General features: G+C 67.8%; 18 protein-coding genes. 9 read left to right on the top strand and 9 right to left on the bottom strand.

Translation table 11 applies throughout. The features are described 5' to 3' along the window. Positions 1-67: 67 nt before the first annotated feature. The 4 genes from hrcA to IBX22_RS30060 form a co-directional block, all read right to left on the bottom strand. Complete coding sequence (gene hrcA, locus IBX22_RS30075; protein ID WP_194819136.1) at positions 68-1099, bottom strand: heat-inducible transcriptional repressor HrcA; 1032 nt, start codon at positions 1097-1099, stop codon at positions 68-70. Between the two features lie 142 nt (positions 1100-1241). Continuing rightward, complete coding sequence (locus IBX22_RS30070; RefSeq protein WP_194819135.1) at positions 1242-1457, bottom strand: hypothetical protein; 216 nt, start codon at positions 1455-1457, stop codon at positions 1242-1244. 283 nt (positions 1458-1740) lie between these two features. Beyond that, positions 1741-2943: a radical SAM family heme chaperone HemW gene (gene hemW, locus IBX22_RS30065; RefSeq protein ID WP_194819134.1), complete on the bottom strand. Its 1203-nt coding sequence runs from the start codon at positions 2941-2943 to the stop codon at positions 1741-1743. 78 nt (positions 2944-3021) lie between these two features. Then, complete coding sequence (locus tag IBX22_RS30060; RefSeq protein WP_194819133.1) at positions 3022-3444, bottom strand: SgcJ/EcaC family oxidoreductase; 423 nt, start codon at positions 3442-3444, stop codon at positions 3022-3024. A gap of 53 nt (positions 3445-3497) precedes the next feature. Here IBX22_RS30060 and IBX22_RS38605 point away from each other — a divergent pair, with 53 nt between their 5' ends. The 6 genes from IBX22_RS38605 (at position 3498) to IBX22_RS30035 (ending at position 9249) form a co-directional block, all read left to right on the top strand. After that, entirely contained in the window at positions 3498-3698 is a 201-nt protein-coding gene (locus tag IBX22_RS38605; protein ID WP_375540294.1) for an Ms4527A family Cys-rich leader peptide, read from the top strand. 132 nt (positions 3699-3830) lie between these two features. Further along, on the top strand, positions 3831-5555 hold the full coding sequence (locus IBX22_RS30055; RefSeq protein WP_194819132.1) for a nitrite/sulfite reductase: 1725 nt from the start codon (positions 3831-3833) through the stop codon (positions 5553-5555). Positions 5556-5565: 10 nt separating this feature from the next. After that, positions 5566-6285, top strand: a complete 720-nt coding sequence (locus tag IBX22_RS30050) for a phosphoadenylyl-sulfate reductase (protein ID WP_194819131.1) — start codon at positions 5566-5568, stop codon at positions 6283-6285. After that, positions 6282-7211, top strand: coding sequence for a sulfate adenylyltransferase subunit CysD (gene cysD / locus IBX22_RS30045; RefSeq protein ID WP_375540293.1), 930 nt, complete (start codon positions 6282-6284; stop codon positions 7209-7211). The genes IBX22_RS30050 and cysD overlap by 4 nt, the downstream gene beginning before the upstream one ends. Beyond that, positions 7211-8497, top strand: coding sequence for a sulfate adenylyltransferase subunit 1 (locus IBX22_RS30040; RefSeq protein ID WP_194819129.1), 1287 nt, complete (start codon positions 7211-7213; stop codon positions 8495-8497). Before cysD ends, IBX22_RS30040 begins: the two co-directional genes overlap by 1 nt. After that, the gene (locus IBX22_RS30035) at positions 8497-9249 is read left to right on the top strand and encodes a sirohydrochlorin chelatase (RefSeq protein WP_194819128.1); all 753 of its coding nucleotides are present in this window, start codon (positions 8497-8499) and stop codon (positions 9247-9249) included. The genes IBX22_RS30040 and IBX22_RS30035 overlap by 1 nt, the downstream gene beginning before the upstream one ends. A 69-nt stretch (positions 9250-9318) precedes the next feature. On the opposite strand, the gene IBX22_RS30030 is transcribed toward IBX22_RS30035, so the two are convergent. Both IBX22_RS30030 and IBX22_RS30025 read right to left on the bottom strand, forming a co-directional pair. Then, positions 9319-9696 (bottom strand): hypothetical protein, encoded by a 378-nt coding sequence (locus IBX22_RS30030; RefSeq protein WP_194819127.1) that lies wholly within the window; start codon positions 9694-9696, stop codon positions 9319-9321. A gap of 30 nt (positions 9697-9726) precedes the next feature. Continuing rightward, a complete protein-coding gene (locus IBX22_RS30025) occupies positions 9727-10350 on the bottom strand; it encodes a TetR/AcrR family transcriptional regulator (protein WP_194819126.1) in 624 nt (207 codons plus the stop codon). 104 nt (positions 10351-10454) lie between these two features. Between IBX22_RS30025 and IBX22_RS30020 the strand changes: the two genes are divergently transcribed. Further along, on the top strand, positions 10455-11879 hold the full coding sequence (locus IBX22_RS30020) for an MFS transporter (protein ID WP_194819125.1): 1425 nt from the start codon (positions 10455-10457) through the stop codon (positions 11877-11879). Beyond that, the gene (locus IBX22_RS30015) at positions 11879-12568 is read left to right on the top strand and encodes an SGNH/GDSL hydrolase family protein (protein WP_194819124.1); all 690 of its coding nucleotides are present in this window, start codon (positions 11879-11881) and stop codon (positions 12566-12568) included. The genes IBX22_RS30020 and IBX22_RS30015 overlap by 1 nt, the downstream gene beginning before the upstream one ends. 143 nt (positions 12569-12711) lie before the next feature. Here IBX22_RS30015 and IBX22_RS30010 read toward each other — a convergent pair whose 3' ends face one another. Continuing rightward, positions 12712-13152, bottom strand: coding sequence for a hypothetical protein (locus IBX22_RS30010; RefSeq protein WP_194819123.1), 441 nt, complete (start codon positions 13150-13152; stop codon positions 12712-12714). Between the two features lie 274 nt (positions 13153-13426). Then, the gene (locus IBX22_RS30005) at positions 13427-14368 is read right to left on the bottom strand and encodes a YafY family protein (RefSeq protein WP_194819122.1); all 942 of its coding nucleotides are present in this window, start codon (positions 14366-14368) and stop codon (positions 13427-13429) included. 96 nt (positions 14369-14464) lie between these two features. On the opposite strand from IBX22_RS30005, the gene IBX22_RS30000 reads away from it, so the two are divergent. Continuing rightward, complete coding sequence (locus tag IBX22_RS30000; RefSeq protein WP_194819121.1) at positions 14465-14881, top strand: VOC family protein; 417 nt, start codon at positions 14465-14467, stop codon at positions 14879-14881. On the opposite strand, the gene IBX22_RS29995 is transcribed toward IBX22_RS30000, so the two are convergent. Further along, entirely contained in the window at positions 14878-15678 is an 801-nt protein-coding gene (locus tag IBX22_RS29995; protein WP_309234845.1) for an HAD family hydrolase, read from the bottom strand. The genes IBX22_RS30000 and IBX22_RS29995 overlap by 4 nt on opposite strands. Positions 15679-15725 lie beyond the last annotated feature (47 nt).

The raw sequence follows: 15725 nt of genomic DNA, 5'->3' as shown, positions 1-15725 counted from the left end.
AGGGTGGAAGCGGCTGCGAACGTAGCAGCGTCTACCGAGGGTAGCAGCGGCCCAGTGTCGCTATTGATCAGCGTTCGGCGAGAACTTCGCCGATGTAGCGGGCAACCGCCGCCACCGAGGCGATGGTGCCGGGGTAATCCATCCGGGTCGGTCCGAGCACGCCCATGCCGCCGAGCACGGCGCCCGAGGTGCCGTAGGCGGTGGACACCACCGAGGTGGTGCGCATCTGCTCGACCTGGGTTTCCTCGCCGATCCGCACAGTCACGGTGCCGGGCTGCTGGGTCGCGGCCAGCAACTTGAGGACGACGACTTGCTCCTCGAGCGCTTCCAGAACTTGGCGCAGCGAACCGGGCAGGCCGAAGTCGGCGGCGTTGCGAGTGAGATTGGCGGTGCCGCCCAGGACGAGACGTTCCTCGGGATGTTCGACGAGGGTCTCCACCAGCACGGTCGACACCCGGATCAGCACGTCCCGCAGCTTCGGCGGGGCCGTCTCGGGGAGTTCGGCGACAGCCGCGGAGGCCATCGCGAGGCGCTTGCCGTCCATGGCGTTGCCGAGCAGGCCGCGCAGCGCGGCCAGATCATCGTCGTCGACGAGTGCGCCGAGTTCGACCAGGCGCTGATCGACGCGGCCGGTGTCGGTGATCACCACGAGCAGCAGCCGGGCCGGGTTGAGCGCGACGACCTCGATGTGACGCACTGTCGACGCCGACACCGTGGGGTACTGGACGACGGCGACCTGCCTGGTCAGCTGGGCCAGCAAGCGCACGCCGCGGCGCAGCACGTCATCGAGATCGACGCCGGATTCGAGGAATTCCATGATGGCCCGGCGTTCGGCGCCGGACAGCGGCTTGACTTCGGAGATGCGGTCGACGAACTGGCGATAGCCCTTGTCGGTCGGGATGCGACCGGAGCTGGTGTGCGGCTGAGTGATGTAGCCCTCGGCCTCCAGCACTGCCATGTCATTGCGGACGGTCGCACTGGAAACACCCAGATTGTGCCGGTCCACCAGGGTTTTCGACCCGATGGGCTCCTTCGTCGAGACATAGTCCGCGACGATCGCCCGCAGGACTTCGAAGCGCCTGTCCTCGGTGCTCGACATCGTCCCACCTCCTCGCTGGTCTTCGATCGCGGGCCGCGTAGTGATCGCGGCCGACCTCGTTGTCCAGTCTAATAACTCGTGTGCCGCCCCAGAATGGGCGGCACACGAGCATTTACAGCGATATAACCGGCGCGAGCGCGCGCTAACGGGGCGCGAGGCTCCTGGCGTGCTTGCCCGCGAGGGCGTCCAGACCGAGCATCGCCAGCAAGGACTGGCAGTCGTCGGCGTTCTGGGAATGGCTGGCAACCGTGCGCGCCGCGACGGCGTTCTGCCGGGCTGTTTCGATCTTCTCGGCGGCCCGCGCATCGGCGAATTCGTTCGCCTCGTGGACCAGCGTGATGTGTCTTGCCTGGGGCATAGGACTCCTTGGGGTTGATTCGGAGCCTACGCGTATGCGTCCAGCGGCGATAGTAGAACCAGGGCCTATCAGGCAAGACCACGCAAACATGGGCGCTGAGAGGTTGTGAGATCACACAGCGAGGCCGGACAAGATCGCCGCCGGAAACCGCTCCGGCGCCGAGCAATTCGCCAGCAGCGGCGGGCAGTGACGGGATCAAGATCTTCCGCCGCGCCCGGATGACAAAGGGTCCTCGGGTGGCGAACAAACGCGAACAGCCCGGGTGCGCCGGACGGCGCGGAGCTCAGGTCAGCAAGTCGCGGACTACGCCGTCGGCGAGGAGGCGCCCGCGGGCGGTGAGGACGAGACGGCCGTCGACGAGTTCGGCCAGGCCATCGACGAGGACGCGCTCCGCAGCGGCGACGCCGGTCGGGTCCAGGTCGGTCAGCGGCAAGCCGGTGTGTAGGCGGACTGTGAGCATCACCCGTTCGGTGTAGCGCTCTTCCTCGGAGAGGGCTTCCCAGCCTGCGGCGGGGAGGCCGCCGAGGGCGACGCGATCGGCGTAGCGGGCCGGGTGTTTGACGTTCCACCAACGGACGCCGCCGACGTGACTGTGGGCGCCCGGGCCCGCGCCGAGCCAATCGCCGCCGTCCCAGTAGCCGAGATTGTGACGGCAGCGGGCGGAATCGTTTGCCGCCCAATTGGATACCTCGTACCAGGTGAGACCGGCGGCGGCGAGGCGGGAATCGATGCGTTCGTAGCGGGCGGCCAGGACGTCGTCATCGGGGGCGGGCAGTTCGCCGCGGCGGACCTTGCGAGCCATGGCGGTGCCGTCTTCGACGATCAGCGAATAGGCGGACACGTGGTCGACGCCGGCGTCGAGGACCGCGTCCAAACTGGCGTCGAGGTCGGCGTCGCGTTCGCCCGGGGTGCCGTAGATGAGGTCGAGGTTGACGTGCTCGAAACCGGCCGCGCGGGCTTCCTTCGCGGCGGCGACCGCACGGCCAGGAGTGTGGGTCCGGTCCAGGATCTTCAGCACATGCTGCGCCGCGGATTGCATGCCCAGCGACACTCTGGTGAACCCGCCCGCGAGCAACTGCTCGAAGAATTCGGGGGATGTCGATTCCGGGTTCGATTCTGTGGTGATCTCCGCGCCGGGGGCCAGGGTGAATTCCGCGCGCACCGCGTCCAGCACGTTCGCGAGACCGTCGCCGCCGAGCAGTGACGGCGTGCCGCCGCCGACGAAAATCGTTGCGACCTCAGGGGTATCGGCAGGCAGTTCCGCGAAGGCCGCGGCCGCCGTGCCCAGCTCGCCGCGCAGGGCTTCCAGCCAGGATTGCGGCGACGCCGAAGTGCCCAGCTCACCGGCGGTGTAGGTGTTGAAGTCGCAGTACCCGCACCGGGTCGCGCAGAACGGCACATGAATGTAGATGCCGAAGGGCCCGCCCCCGAAGTCGTGCAGCACAGGCGCGGTCGCTTCGGTTCCCGTGGGGGCGGAAGAACTCACCACACCAGTGTGACCGCCTCCGCCCGCGCCACCCGCACCCACCTGGGTGTTCCAGTTCACGCGGGCTGCCGGGAAAACTCAGCTCGCGACGATCGGGGTGTTCTGGTTGGCGGTGAGCAGCCAGCGGCCGTCTTCCTTGGCCATGACGTAGAGCGGAGCGCCTTCACCGATCAGGTTGCCGTCGGCGTCGAAGTAGCGCTGGTGCAGCTTGACGGCGGCGACGTCGGGGCGGATGAACATCGCGTATTCGAAGTCGTAGGTGGCGTGGCCGCCGTCTTTGGTGGCGCCGGGGAGAACCTGCGCGGTGAATTCGGCGATGGCGGCGCGGCCGAAGAGACGTTTGCCGTGCCCGGTGGTCCAAATCGCGTCTTCGCGGAACAGCGCGATGAACTCGTCGACGAGCTCGTTGCGCTGGGCGTGATCGACGGTGGCGATGACCTCGCGGATCGCGGCGAGTTCGGCTTCGGTATCGGCGGGGGCGTAGGTCGACTCGATGCTCATGGCAGTGAGCTTCCAACCTCGACCGGGCTCGAGGTCAAGCCCGGCGCCGATCTATGACGACTGTCACATCTACCCTCGGTCATCCTGCGGATTTCCCGCAAATTCGGGGGAAATATCGGACGGCGGTCGGAATGCCCCGTTTGACGTGGCACAATAGGCCCATGCGCGGATCTGGAGTACGACTGGTGGCACGTCGCCACGTCGACTTCAAGCGTGTCTGCAGCGCCTGTTGTCTGCCCGGTTCAGTCCGGTAGTTCAGCGGCGCGCATTTCCGGGTCTCCCCCGACTCTCTTCGAAATTCGCATCGGTTCGCTGCTATCGCGGGCGCGAGTCAGCCCCTCGCGTCCTCCCGCCGATGTATCCCCACCCCAGCAGGAGTGACCCCCATGACGTCGACTACCGACGCCGGTCCCAGCGATCAGCCCAAGCCCGCCGCCCGGCGCGAGCGCACCGGAAAGCCGGTACGCCGCAAGTCCGAAGGCCAGTGGGCGCTCGGATACCGCGAGCCGCTGAACGCCAACGAGCAGTCCAAGAAGGACGACAACCCGCTCAACGTGCGCGCGCGCATCGAGAACATCTACTCGAAGCAGGGTTTCGAGTCGATCGACAAGGCCGATCTGCGGGGCCGCATGCGCTGGTGGGGTCTCTACACCCAGCGTGAGCAGGGCTACGACGGCACCTTCACCGGCGACGAGAACATCGACATTCTCGAGGCCCCGTACTTCATGATGCGGGTGCGCTGCGACGCCGGCGCGCTGAACGTGAACCAGCTGCGGACCCTCGGCCAGATCTCCACCGAGTTCGGCCGCGACACCGCCGACCTGTCCGACCGCGAGAACGTCCAGTACCACTGGATCGAGATCGAGAACGTGCCGGAGATCTGGCGGCGCCTCGAAGAGGTCGGCCTGCACACCACCGAGGCGTGCGGCGACTGCCCGCGCGTGGTGCTCGGCTCGCCGCTCGCCGGTGAGTCGTTCGACGAGGTGCTGGATCCGACGCCCGCGATCGACGAGATCGTCCGGCGCTTCATCGGCGACAAGCAGTACTCGAACCTGCCGCGCAAGTTCAAGACCGCCATCTCCGGTCAGCAGGACGTGGTGCACGAGATCAACGACGTCGCCTTCGTCGGCGTCGAGCACCCGGAGCACGGTCCCGGCCTCGACGTCTGGGTCGGTGGCGGGCTGTCCACCAACCCGATGCTGGCGCAGCGGCTGGGCGCCTGGGTTCCGCTGGACGAGGTGCCCGATGTCTGGGAGGCCGTCGTCGCGCTCTACCGCGACTACGGCTACCGGCGGCTGCGCACCAAGGCGCGGATCAAGTTCCTGGTCAAGGACTGGGGCATCGAGAAGTTCCGCGAGGTGCTCGAAACCGAGTACCTGAAGCGCAAGCTGATCGACGGTCCCGCGCCCGAAAAGCCTTCGCGGCCTATCGATCACATCGGTGTGCAGAAGCTGCGCAACGGGCTCAACGCCGTCGGCTTCTCCCCCATCGCCGGTCGCGTCTCGGGCACCATCCTGCAGCAGGTGGCCGACGCGGTGGAAAAGATCGGCTCGGACCGGATCCGGTTCACCCCGTACCAGAAGCTCATCGTGCTCGACGTCGCCGACGACAAGGTCGAAGAGCTGATCGACGCGCTGCAGCCGCTGGGCTTGCAGGCGCGCCCGTCGCACTGGCGGCGAAACCTGCTGGCGTGCAGCGGTATCGAGTTCTGCAAGCTGTCGTTCGTGGAGACGCGCAAGCGTTCCCAGGTGCTCGCCCCCGAGCTGGAGCAGCGGCTGGCCGACATCAACGCCGACCTGGACGTGCCGATCACCGTCAACATCAACGGCTGCCCGAACTCCTGCGGCCGGTCCCAGATCGCCGACATCGGCTTCAAGGGCCAGCTGGTGGACGACGGCGACGGGAATCAGGTGGAGGGCTTCCAGGTTCACCTCGGTGGCAGCCTCGGCCTCGACAGTGCCTTCGGCCGCAAACTGCGCCAGCACAAGGTGACCAGCGAGGAGCTCGGTGACTACATCGAGCGGGTGGTGCGCAACTTCCTCAAGCACCGCGAAGACGGGGAACGGTTCGCCCAGTGGGCGGTTCGTGCCGACGAAGCAGACCTTCGGTAGGAGATCAACTGTGACAACGAAACTCGCGGAGAAGCTGTCCGAGGACGAGCTGCGGTCCCTCGCCGAGCAGGGTGCGGCCGAACTCGGTCCGGACGCCTCGGCGGTGCAGCTGCTGGAGTGGACCGAGAAGAACTTCGGCGGCAACTACATCGTCGCCTCGAACATGCAGGACGGCGTGCTGGTGCACCTGGCCGCGGAGATCCGCTCCGGCGTGGACGTGCTGTTCCTGGACACCGGCTATCACTTCGCCGAGACCATCGGCACCCGGGACGCGGTGGAAGCCGTGTACGGGGTGAACGTGGTCAACGTGCGCCCGGAAAACACTGTGGCCGAACAGGATCAGCTGCTGGGCAAGGATCTGTTCGCCCGCGATGCCGCGGAATGCTGCCGCCTCCGCAAGGTGGTGCCGCTGCAGAAGTCGTTGAGCGGCTACAACGCCTGGGTGACCGGCATCCGCCGCGTGGAGGCCCCGACCCGGGCCAACGCGCCGCTGATCTCCTACGACGAAGCTTTCGGCCTGGTGAAGATCAACCCGATCGCACCGTGGTCCGACGACGAGATGCAGGACTACATCAACACCCACGGCATCCTCGTCAATCCTCTGGTGGAAGAGGGATATCCGTCCATCGGCTGCGCTCCGTGCACACGGAAGCCGGAGCCGGGATCCGATCCGCGAAGCGGCCGCTGGGCCGGCCTCGCCAAGACCGAATGCGGGTTGCATCAGTCATGACCGAAACCATCAGTGAACGAGCCTTGGGCATCACCGATTTCGACACCCTCGCAGCGTTGGAGTCCGAGTCGATCCATATCTTCCGTGAGGTGGCCGGGGAATTCGAGCGGCCGGTGATCCTGTTCTCCGGCGGCAAGGACTCCACGGTGCTGCTGCACCTGGCGCTCAAGGCCTTCTGGCCGGCGCCGCTGCCCTTCGCGCTGCTGCACGTGGACACCGGGCACAACCTGCCCGAGGTGCTGGAGTTCCGCGACAAGATCGTCGAGAAGTACGGCCTGCGCCTGCATGTCGCGAAGGTCGAGGACTACCTCGCCGACGGTCGCCTGACCGAACGCCCCGACGGTATCCGCAACCCGTTGCAGACCGTTCCGCTGCTGGACGGCATCGCCGAGCATCGCTTCGACGCGGTCTTCGGCGGTGGCCGCCGCGACGAGGAGCGTTCGCGCGCCAAGGAGCGAATCTTCTCGCTGCGCAACGCCTTCGGGCAGTGGGATCCGAAGCGGCAGCGCCCCGAGCTGTGGAACCTGTACAACGGCAAGCACGCTCCCGGTGAGCATGTGCGGGTGTTCCCGCTGTCGAACTGGACCGAGCTCGATATCTGGCGCTACATCGCCCGCGAGGACATCGACCTGGCCAGCATCTACTACGCGCACCAGCGCCCGGTCTACCAGCGCGACGGCATGTGGATGACGCCGGGCGTGTGGGGCGGTCCGGCCGAAGGTGAAGAGCTGCGGACCCTTTCGGTGCGCTACCGCACCGTCGGCGACGGCTCCTCCACCGGCGCGATTCTTTCTGACGCTACCGACAACGAGGCGATCCTCGCCGAGGTCGCGGCGTCCCGTTTGACCGAGCGTGGCGCTACCCGTGGTGACGACCGGGTGTCCGAGGCCGCCATGGAAGACCGTAAGAGAGAGGGCTACTTCTGATGGCCGACCTATTGAGACTGGCCACCGCCGGTTCTGTCGACGACGGCAAGTCCACGCTGGTCGGACGGTTGCTCTACGACACGAAATCCGTACTGGCGGATCAGATCGACGCGGTCACCCGCGCCTCGGTCGACAAAGGTCTTGCCACGCCGGACCTTTCGCTGCTCGTCGACGGCTTGCGGGCGGAGCGGGAACAGGGCATCACCATCGATGTCGCCTACCGGTACTTCGCTACGCCGCAGCGGTCTTTCGTGCTCGCCGATACGCCGGGGCACGTGCAGTACACGCGCAACACGGTGTCCGGCGCGTCCACCGCGCAGCTGGTGATCCTGCTCGTGGACGCTCGCAAGGGTGTCATCGAGCAGACCCGCCGCCATGCCGCGGTGCTGGCGCTGCTGGGTGTGCCGAAGCTGGTGCTGGCGGTCAACAAGATCGACCTGGTCGATGATCCGGAGACCGTGTTCGCCGAGATCTCCGCCGAATTCAACACGCTGACCAAGACACTGGGCTGGGCGCCGGAGGATGTGCAGGAGATCCCGGTGTCGGCGCTGCACGGCGACAACATCGCCTCGCGCTCGGACAACACGCCCTACTACACCGGTCCGTCGCTGATCGAGCACCTGGAATCGGTGCCGGTCGACGCCGACAACACCGCGCTCGGGCTGCGGTTCCCGGTGCAGTACGTGATCCGGCCGCGCACCGCCGAGTACCCCGACTACCGCGGTTACGCGGGTCAGATCGCGGCCGGTTCGGTGTCACCCGGTGACGAGATCGTGGTGCTGCCCAGCGGGATTCGCACCACCGTCGAGCGTATCGACACCCCCGACGGTGAGCTGGCGGTCGCGCAGACCGGACGCAGCGTCACCCTGATCCTGGCCGATGAGGTCGACATCTCGCGTGGCGACATCATCGCCTCGGTCGCCGACGCGCCGGAGCCGCTCGACACCTTCGACGCCACCGTCTGCTGGCTCGGCGACAAGCCGCTGCGCCCCGGCGCCCGGCTGCTGCTCAAGCACGGCACCCGCACCTCCCAGGCCATCGTCGGCGCGCTCGTGGAGCGCTTCGACGAGCAGAACCTGGCCGCGGTGCCGAACCCGGAGTCGTTGGAGCTCAACGACATCGGCCGCATCTCGGTGCGCGTCGCCGAGCCGATCGCGGCCGACGACTACCGCGCCAACCGGCGCACCGGCAGCTTCCTGCTCATCGACCCCGCCGGCGGCAACACCCTCGCCGCGGGCCTCGTCGGTGACGTGCTGACCGCCGTCGAGGTCGGCGCACCAGCCTGATGTTCGGTACCCCGCCCGCGCTGATCGCGGTTGCCCACGGCAGCCGCGATCCGCGCTCGGCGGCCACCATGGCAGCGGTGGTCGCCGAGATCGCCGCTGCCCGGCCGGATCTCGACGTCCGCCTGGCTTTCCTCGACCTGAGTGCCCCCTCGGTAGAGCAGGTCGTGGACGCCGTTGCGGCACAGGGGCATACGCACGCCGTGGTCGCGCCGCTGTTGCTGGGCAGCGCCTTCCACGCCCGGGTGGACCTACCCGAGTTGCTGAACGCGGCGCGTGCGCGTCACCCGCAGTTGCAGCTCACCCAGGCTGACGTCCTCGGCCCGGATCCTCGGCTGATCGGTGCCCTCCGCGACCGCGTCCTGGACGCCGCGCCGAACGCCCTGCCCCGCAACCTCGGTCGCCGACTCGGCGTCGCAGTAGCCGCCGTCGGCTCGTCCTCCGCCGCCGCCAACGCCCGCACCGCCGACGTCGCGCGCCGCCTCGCCCTGCTGACCGGCTGGCACACCGAAGTCTGCTTCGCCACCACCGAACCCACAGTGACCGAGGCAATTTCCCGCCTCCGCACTCGCGGCGCCGACCAGGTCCTGGTGGCCCCCTGGTTCCTCGCCCCGGGCCTGCTCACCGACCGCCTGGTCGCCACCGCCCCAGAACTTGTGCACGCCAACGTGATCGGCCCCCATCGCGCCCTCACCGACATCGTCTGGGACCGCTACGACGCCGCCCGCACCACCACCCTCGCCCTCTCGGCCTGACGCGCCAGGCACCCGCTGCGCGCCCGCCACCTGCCGACGTTGCACGGTCAGGCAAGTGCCGACAGAAAGTCAGCTCTCGTCCCAGATGGTTACGAGCAGCCATTCGTCATCGTCGCATGCGTCCGCGACCTCGGGTTTGTAGATGGTCTTCCCCACCCAGCCTTTGTCCACGATGTCTTCGGCCCCTACGACCCATCGCCGGTTCTCATACGGCGGGCCGTTGCTAACGACGGGGATTACCGCACCTGCCCGAGCGGTCATCAAAGACGGGTAGCCGTCCCCGCCGAGATCGATCGCTGAGCCCGATGCCACAAGATCATGGAGCCAACGGGTAGCGCCTAAGCCGCCTTGCCAACAGGCAGCCAGCGTCCCACTCTCCGAGGTCCGAGTTGCCGGTTGCATGCGGTTATCCGCCTGCCGGTGCAGGTAGATCATCCAGCCGATCACGAGACTCCTTGCGACGCTGCGACACTCAGCCTAACTCGCGAGCAGGCGGGCGACGATGCTCTGAGCCATCGCGACCTTGGTGTCCTCGCCGAGTTGGCGAGCGGTGTTGGCGGCGCTGATGACGGCGTCGAGTTCGAAGGCGAGGGCGTCGGGGTCCAGGCCGGTGAGGGCGCCTTGGTCTTGGGCTTTGCGGATTTCTTTGGTCAGGAAGGTGAGCCAGGCGTCGTGGTCGGCGGCGAGGGCGTCGCGGACCGGGCCGGGCTTGCTGTCGAATTCGGTGAGGGCGGCGGTGCGGAAACAGCCGCCGGGAAAGACCGGCTCGGTGACGTGGGCGAACCAGCGGTCGACCAGGGCTCGGACGCGGGGTAGACCGCGTGGTTCGCTCAGGCTCGGGGTGATGATCTGCGCGACGAACACTTCGCGGCCCGCTTTCACCGCGGCCAGTTGCAGGGATTCCTTGCTGCCGAAAAGGGTGGCGATGCCGCTCTTGCTGATGCCGAGGTCGGTGGCGAGGCGGCCGATGGTGACGCCGTTGAGGCCCTCGACCGACGCGACATCGGCGGCGTGCCGGGCGATCGAAGCCCGGGACCGCGCGCCCTTGGCCAGCCGCTGATCGGAGCTCGGGGTCGCTACGGCGCTGCTCGGATCGCTCATGTTCACCATTCTTGCACCGAAGGCTTGCCAAGACGAACGGTCGGTCGTACTTTTATTGGACGAACGATCGTGCGTTTTGTTTGCACCTCTCGAAGGATTCCCTCATGACCGAAGTGTCCGCGCGGCCCGGCAGTCCGCCGGCCGCGAAAGCCGCCGGCCGCACCTTGCTGATCGCCTGCGGCGCCGCCTTCATCGCCTTCCTCGACCTGTCCGTGGTCAATATGGCCTTCCCCTCCATCGCCCGCGACTACCCGGGCACCGCGACCACCACGCTGACCTGGGTGGTCAGCGGCTACGCGGTCGCCTTCGCCGCATTCCTCACGCCCGCAGGGCGTTTCGCCGACACCCTCGGCAGGCGGCGCATGTTCCTGCTCGCGCTCGGCGGGTTCGCGCTGACCTCGCTGCTGTGCGGGCTCGCACCCACTGCGGGCTGGCTGATCGCCGGACGCCTGCTGCAAGGTGTGACGGCCGCGCTCATGGTGCCCGCCGCGCTCGGCCTGGTCCTCAGCGTCACGCCGCGCGAGAAGATCGGCGCCGCGATCGGGGCCTGGTCCGCCGCAGGCGGTTTCGCCGCCGTGGTCGGTCCGGCGCTGGGCGGCGGCCTGGTCGAGGCGTTCAGCTGGCGCGCGGTTTTCGTGATCAATGTGCCGGTGGCCCTTGTGCTCATCCTCGCCGTACTGCGGATCTCGGTGCCGGACAACAGAACCCCGGGTAGTGCGCTGCCCGATCCGATCGGCACCGCGGCGGTCGCGATCGGACTCGGCGGGCTGGTCGCCGGGGTGACCGAGGGACAGCGCTGGGGGTGGACCGATCCGGTCACCCTGGCCTGTCTCGGGGTGGGGGTACTGCTGTTGCTCGTGGCGCTGATTCGCTCACGCGCACAACACAATCCGGCGATCGCAGTCGAACTGTGGCGCAGCCGGCCCTACGCGCTGGCCAATGCGGGTTCGTTCGTGTTCGGCGCGGCCATGTTCGCCTGGCTGCTGGCGGGACCGCTGTTCCTGGACGCGATCTGGGGGTACTCGGTGCTCGCTTCGGCGGGCGCGATGACCGTCGGCGCGGTGGCGGCGATGATCACCGCGACCATCGCGGGCCGGATCACCACGGCCCCGGGCCGCCGTTGGGCCGGGGTGCTCGGTGCCCTCCTGTTCACCGCCACACTGCTGTGGATGAGTACCGACACGTTCGGGCCGGAGCCCGCGCTGTGGTCGGCCTGGTTCCCGGCAGGAATTCTCGGCGGTGGCGGGCTCGGGATCGTGGTGACGGTGCTGGGCACGGCGGCCGCGAGTTCCCTTCCACCGCAACAGTTCGCCGCCGGTATCGGCATGAATTTGACCGCCCGCCAGGTGGGCGGCGCACTCGGCGTCGCGCTACTGGCCGCGATCTTCGCCGCCAACCCGGACCAGCCGCTCACCGCCTTCCACACCTTGTTCGCCGTGTGCGCGGGCATCACCGTGCTGGCCGCGGGTGTGCTCGCCATTCCCGGTAGCGGAAACGCCAACCACACTCTCAGAAAGGAAACCTCCTGATGCAGAACACTATTCGCACCGAGGCCGACGACCCCTTGGTGCTGTCCCCCGAGCAAGCCCGGCAACGCCTCACCGGCGCACCGTGGCAGCGCTTCGCCGTCCTCGGCGACTCCATCGCCCAGGGCATCGGCGATCCGAGCCCCGGGTACGAGCCCAAGGGGTGGGCCGATCGGCTCGCCGCACTGCTCACCGAGGTGAATCCCGGTCTGGCCTACCTGAATACCGGCAAGATCGGCGCGACCAGCGGACAGGTGCTGACCGAACAGCTCCAGCAGGTGCTGGATTTCCAACCCGATCTGGTGCATCTGACCTGCGGCGGCAACGACCTGTTCCTGCCCGGCGGGAACATCGCGGAGTTGCGGGCGAATCTCGACACCCTGTTCGCGGCGCTGACCGAGACGGGTGCGCAGGTGACCACCTTCACCGTCTCGGATGTCTGGGAGGTGGAACGCCTGGCGCCGATGCGGCCCATGCGGGAGCGGATGGCGCAGCTCAACGACATCCTCCGGGAGGTCGCGGCGCGCTACGACGTGCTGCTGGTGGAGTTCTGGGAGCACCCGCTGCGCTTGCGCGAGGACCTGATGAGCGCCGACCTGATCCACTTCAGCACCAGCGGGCACGCGGTGGTCGCCACCGAGATGGTGCGCGCGCTCGTCGATCGGATACCGGCGGCGAATTCGCCACACTGAGAGCCACGCCCGTCCGCGACCGGGATTCCCGAACCGATTGCGGGCCAGCGTGTTCCGAGGACCGTGCAGAGTCCCGGAACGACGCTGGGCCGCGTCCAGGCGAGATGCCCGGACGCGGCCCAGCGGTTGTTACGAGCCCTGGATCAGGGCAGCATCTGCGGGATGGCCTGCGGCGCGACCGCGCCGATGATCAGGCCGATGACCGCACCGGTGATCGCGCCGTTGATGGCGGCCGGGAAGCAGCCGATGATCAGGGCGGGCAGACCCAGGATGCAACCGGCGATCGCGCCGGCCAAGGCACCGGCGGCCACACCGTTGGCCAGCGGATCCGGGTTCTGGGCGTTCGGGTTGGTGGCGATGTCCTGCAGCTCCACCTCGGCGACCGGCGCGACAGCGGCCGGGGCGGCGGGAGCGATCGGGGCGATCGCGATCGGCTCGGCGACCAGGTGCACGGCGGGCACCTGCGCGGGGGCGATCTGACCCGGGTCAGCCTGCGCGACACCGGCGAAGGTGGCGGCCACGACCAGCGGCAGCAGACCGGCCATCACCTTGCGACCGGCATTGTTGAAAGTCCGACGGACCATATGTAATTTCCTAACTCCCCTGATCCCATAACGGGATCGTCCGGATCCGATGATCCGGAGAGATCAATTGATATCGGAGCGGGATATCAAGATCAAAATGGGTGTCGGACATCACGTTTGAAGCGATTCGGTATCGCACGCGTTTTCGGTCACGTAGCTGGCCGTGAGGGTCCTACCGCGGCAAGCGGGTGCCACACCTACGATGTGCGGATTGAAATCCCCGATTCGCTTGCCTCATCGGATTCGGCGGATCAATACTGTGCCGCAATGGATTTCATTCTCCATACTGCCGTACCAGCGCGCCGCCCAGCGCCGCCAATTCCGCGCGCACCGACGCGGGCTCGAGTACCTCGACATCCGATCCCCAGCCCGCGAGCTGCCGGGCAACCATATTCGCGGTCGGTGCGGAAATGCGAACCTGGACCCGGCCGTCCGGAGCCGGGCCGTCCACTTCACAATGCCTGCCCTGCTGATCGCGCAGTACCGGAAGCAGTTCCGCGGAGATCAGCACGGTGGCGGAGACGGCGGCGCGGCGCTGCTCCATCTCCCCCACCACCTCGTCCCAGGCGGCGGTCAGGTCGAAATCCGCTGGGCGATCGGCTGTTTCATCGGTCAGCTCGGCCGACAGGATGCGGTCCACGCGAAAGGTCCGTTTCCCCGTGTCGGTGCCCGCGATGAGATACCAGGTGGAGTCCTTGTCGACCAGGCCCCAGGGCTCGACCAGCCGCTGCGTGCGTTTGCCTGCGCGCTCGTAATCCATTCTTACCCTGCGCCTTTCGACCACCGCACGCTGCAGTAGCGACACCACGCCGGGGCGGTTCTTGTCGTGCTGACCCCAGCGGGCGGGATCGATCACCACCGCGTCGGCGGCCGCCTGCGCATCGGCCCGGAAGGTCTGCGGCAAGGCGAGCACCAGTTTTCGCAAGGCCGACTTCACTTCCGGCTCCGCACCGGTCGAGGAACCGGCCAGCAGGAACAACGCCTGGGCCTCCGGCGCGGTCAGGCCGGTCAGGTCGGTGCGGGCACCGCCGACCAACTGCCAGCCGCCCCCGCGGCCCGGTTGCGGATAGACCGGGACACCGGCGGCGGACAGCGCTTCGAGGTCACGGCGCGCGGTCGCGACCGAGACCTCCAATTCCCCGGCGAGCTCCGCGGCCGTCACCCGGCCACGGGTCTGCATCAACAACAGGGTCGCCACCAACCGGTCCGCTCGCATAGGAAAATTCTCCCTCTAAAAGTGCTCATTCGGTGCGCACTTTGCGCGCGATGCTTACTACACAACCGGAACGAAGCACTCACCGAGGAGACAGACATGCTGCGCGGAATGGCCACCACCACCTACTTCGCCGACGACCTGGAAGCCGCCAAGGACTGGTACGCCGAACTCCTCGGCGTCCAGCCGTACTTCCACGTGCCCAACGGCTACTACGAGTTCCGCATCGGCGACTACCAGCATGAACTCGGCATCATCAACCGTGCCTACGCACTCGCCGGGGCACGCAACGAGCCGGGCGCGGGCGGGATCGTGCACTGGCACGTCGACGATCTCGAAGCCGCCTTCGCGCGCCTGCTCGCACTGGGCGCCAAGGAATACGAGCCGATCACCCCGCGCGGCAGCGCGGACTCGGGATTCGTCACCGCCTCGGTGATCGACCCGTTCGGCAACCTGCTGACCATCATGACCAACCCGCACTACCTGGAGGTGCTGGGGAAGACCGGCGGGGTTTAGGCCCGGAACCAGCGTTCGAGCACTTTCGCGACCCCGTCGTCGGCGACGTCATCGGTGACTTCGTCGGCGAGGTCGCGGATCGCGTCGACGGCATTGCCCATCGCCACCGCATACCCGGCCCAGGCCAGCATTTCGCGATCGTTGTGACCGTCGCCGATGGCCAGGGTGCGGTGGTGCGGAATACCCAGCGCGGCCCGGAGTCGTTCCAGCGCCCAGCCTTTCGTGACACCGCGGCGCGACACCGTCAGCCAGGGGCCGAACTCGCCGTGCACCCAGCTAGCTTCGGGCACGTGCAACTTCCGCAGCAGCCGCAGCATCTCCTCCTGCGTCCCCGAGGGCCACCAGCCGTTCAGGCGCGGGGTCGGTTCGCTGCTCAATGCGCCGTCGTCGACGAGCAGGTATTCGCCGATGGAGAATTCGCCCGGGCTCGAGCCGGTAGCCCAGGTGCCGATGCCGACCTTCTCCACGGCGAAGATCATCTCCGGGAACAGCGCTCGCAAGGCTCGCACCGCGGGGGCCGGGTCGAAGGTCTGCACCGCGACCGGCGCGCCCTTGGCCACGTCGATGTGCACCGCGCCGTTGGAGCACAGCGCGTGCCCGTCGACCAGGCCGAGTTCGGCCAGCACCGGGCGCGTCGTGAGCAGGGTGCGACCGGTCGTCACGACCACATGTACGCCCGCGGCCACCGCCGCGCGCACCGCATCGACCACCCGCTCGCTGATCGCCGACCCGGTTTCCAGCAATGTGCCGTCCACGTCCAGCGCCACCAACTGCGGACTGCCCCCGAGTGTTACCACCAGCCCATTGTGCATCGGCGCCTGCTCCGCGTCACCCATCCGGATTT

Source organism: Nocardia sp. XZ_19_385, from assembly GCF_015355755.1.
GTDB lineage: Bacteria > Actinomycetota > Actinomycetes > Mycobacteriales > Mycobacteriaceae > Nocardia.
Note: the sequence above shows the minus strand (reverse complement) of the source record. Positions and strands in the feature narration are given on the sequence as shown.

What these genes read in the sequence shown, in the direction of transcription:
- cysD (WP_375540293.1), top strand. Translation starts at nt 6,282, where the DNA reads ATGACCGAAACCATCAGTGAACGAGCCTTGGGCATCACCGATTTCGAC.
- IBX22_RS30035 (WP_194819128.1), top strand. Translation starts at nt 8,497, where the DNA reads ATGTTCGGTACCCCGCCCGCGCTGATCGCGGTTGCCCACGGCAGCCGC.
- IBX22_RS30015 (WP_194819124.1), top strand. Translation starts at nt 11,879, where the DNA reads ATGCAGAACACTATTCGCACCGAGGCCGACGACCCCTTGGTGCTGTCC.
- IBX22_RS30060 (WP_194819133.1), bottom strand. Translation starts at nt 3,444, where the DNA reads ATGAGCATCGAGTCGACCTACGCCCCCGCCGATACCGAAGCCGAACTC.
- IBX22_RS30000 (WP_194819121.1), top strand. Translation starts at nt 14,465, where the DNA reads ATGCTGCGCGGAATGGCCACCACCACCTACTTCGCCGACGACCTGGAA.
- hrcA (WP_194819136.1), bottom strand. Translation starts at nt 1,099, where the DNA reads ATGTCGAGCACCGAGGACAGGCGCTTCGAAGTCCTGCGGGCGATCGTC.
- IBX22_RS30040 (WP_194819129.1), top strand. Translation starts at nt 7,211, where the DNA reads ATGGCCGACCTATTGAGACTGGCCACCGCCGGTTCTGTCGACGACGGC.
- IBX22_RS30055 (WP_194819132.1), top strand. Translation starts at nt 3,831, where the DNA reads ATGACGTCGACTACCGACGCCGGTCCCAGCGATCAGCCCAAGCCCGCC.
- IBX22_RS30005 (WP_194819122.1), bottom strand. Translation starts at nt 14,368, where the DNA reads ATGCGAGCGGACCGGTTGGTGGCGACCCTGTTGTTGATGCAGACCCGT.
- IBX22_RS30070 (WP_194819135.1), bottom strand. Translation starts at nt 1,457, where the DNA reads ATGCCCCAGGCAAGACACATCACGCTGGTCCACGAGGCGAACGAATTC.
- IBX22_RS30025 (WP_194819126.1), bottom strand. Translation starts at nt 10,350, where the DNA reads ATGAGCGATCCGAGCAGCGCCGTAGCGACCCCGAGCTCCGATCAGCGG.
- IBX22_RS38605 (WP_375540294.1), top strand. Translation starts at nt 3,498, where the DNA reads ATGACGACTGTCACATCTACCCTCGGTCATCCTGCGGATTTCCCGCAA.
- IBX22_RS30020 (WP_194819125.1), top strand. Translation starts at nt 10,455, where the DNA reads ATGACCGAAGTGTCCGCGCGGCCCGGCAGTCCGCCGGCCGCGAAAGCC.
- IBX22_RS30010 (WP_194819123.1), bottom strand. Translation starts at nt 13,152, where the DNA reads ATGGTCCGTCGGACTTTCAACAATGCCGGTCGCAAGGTGATGGCCGGT.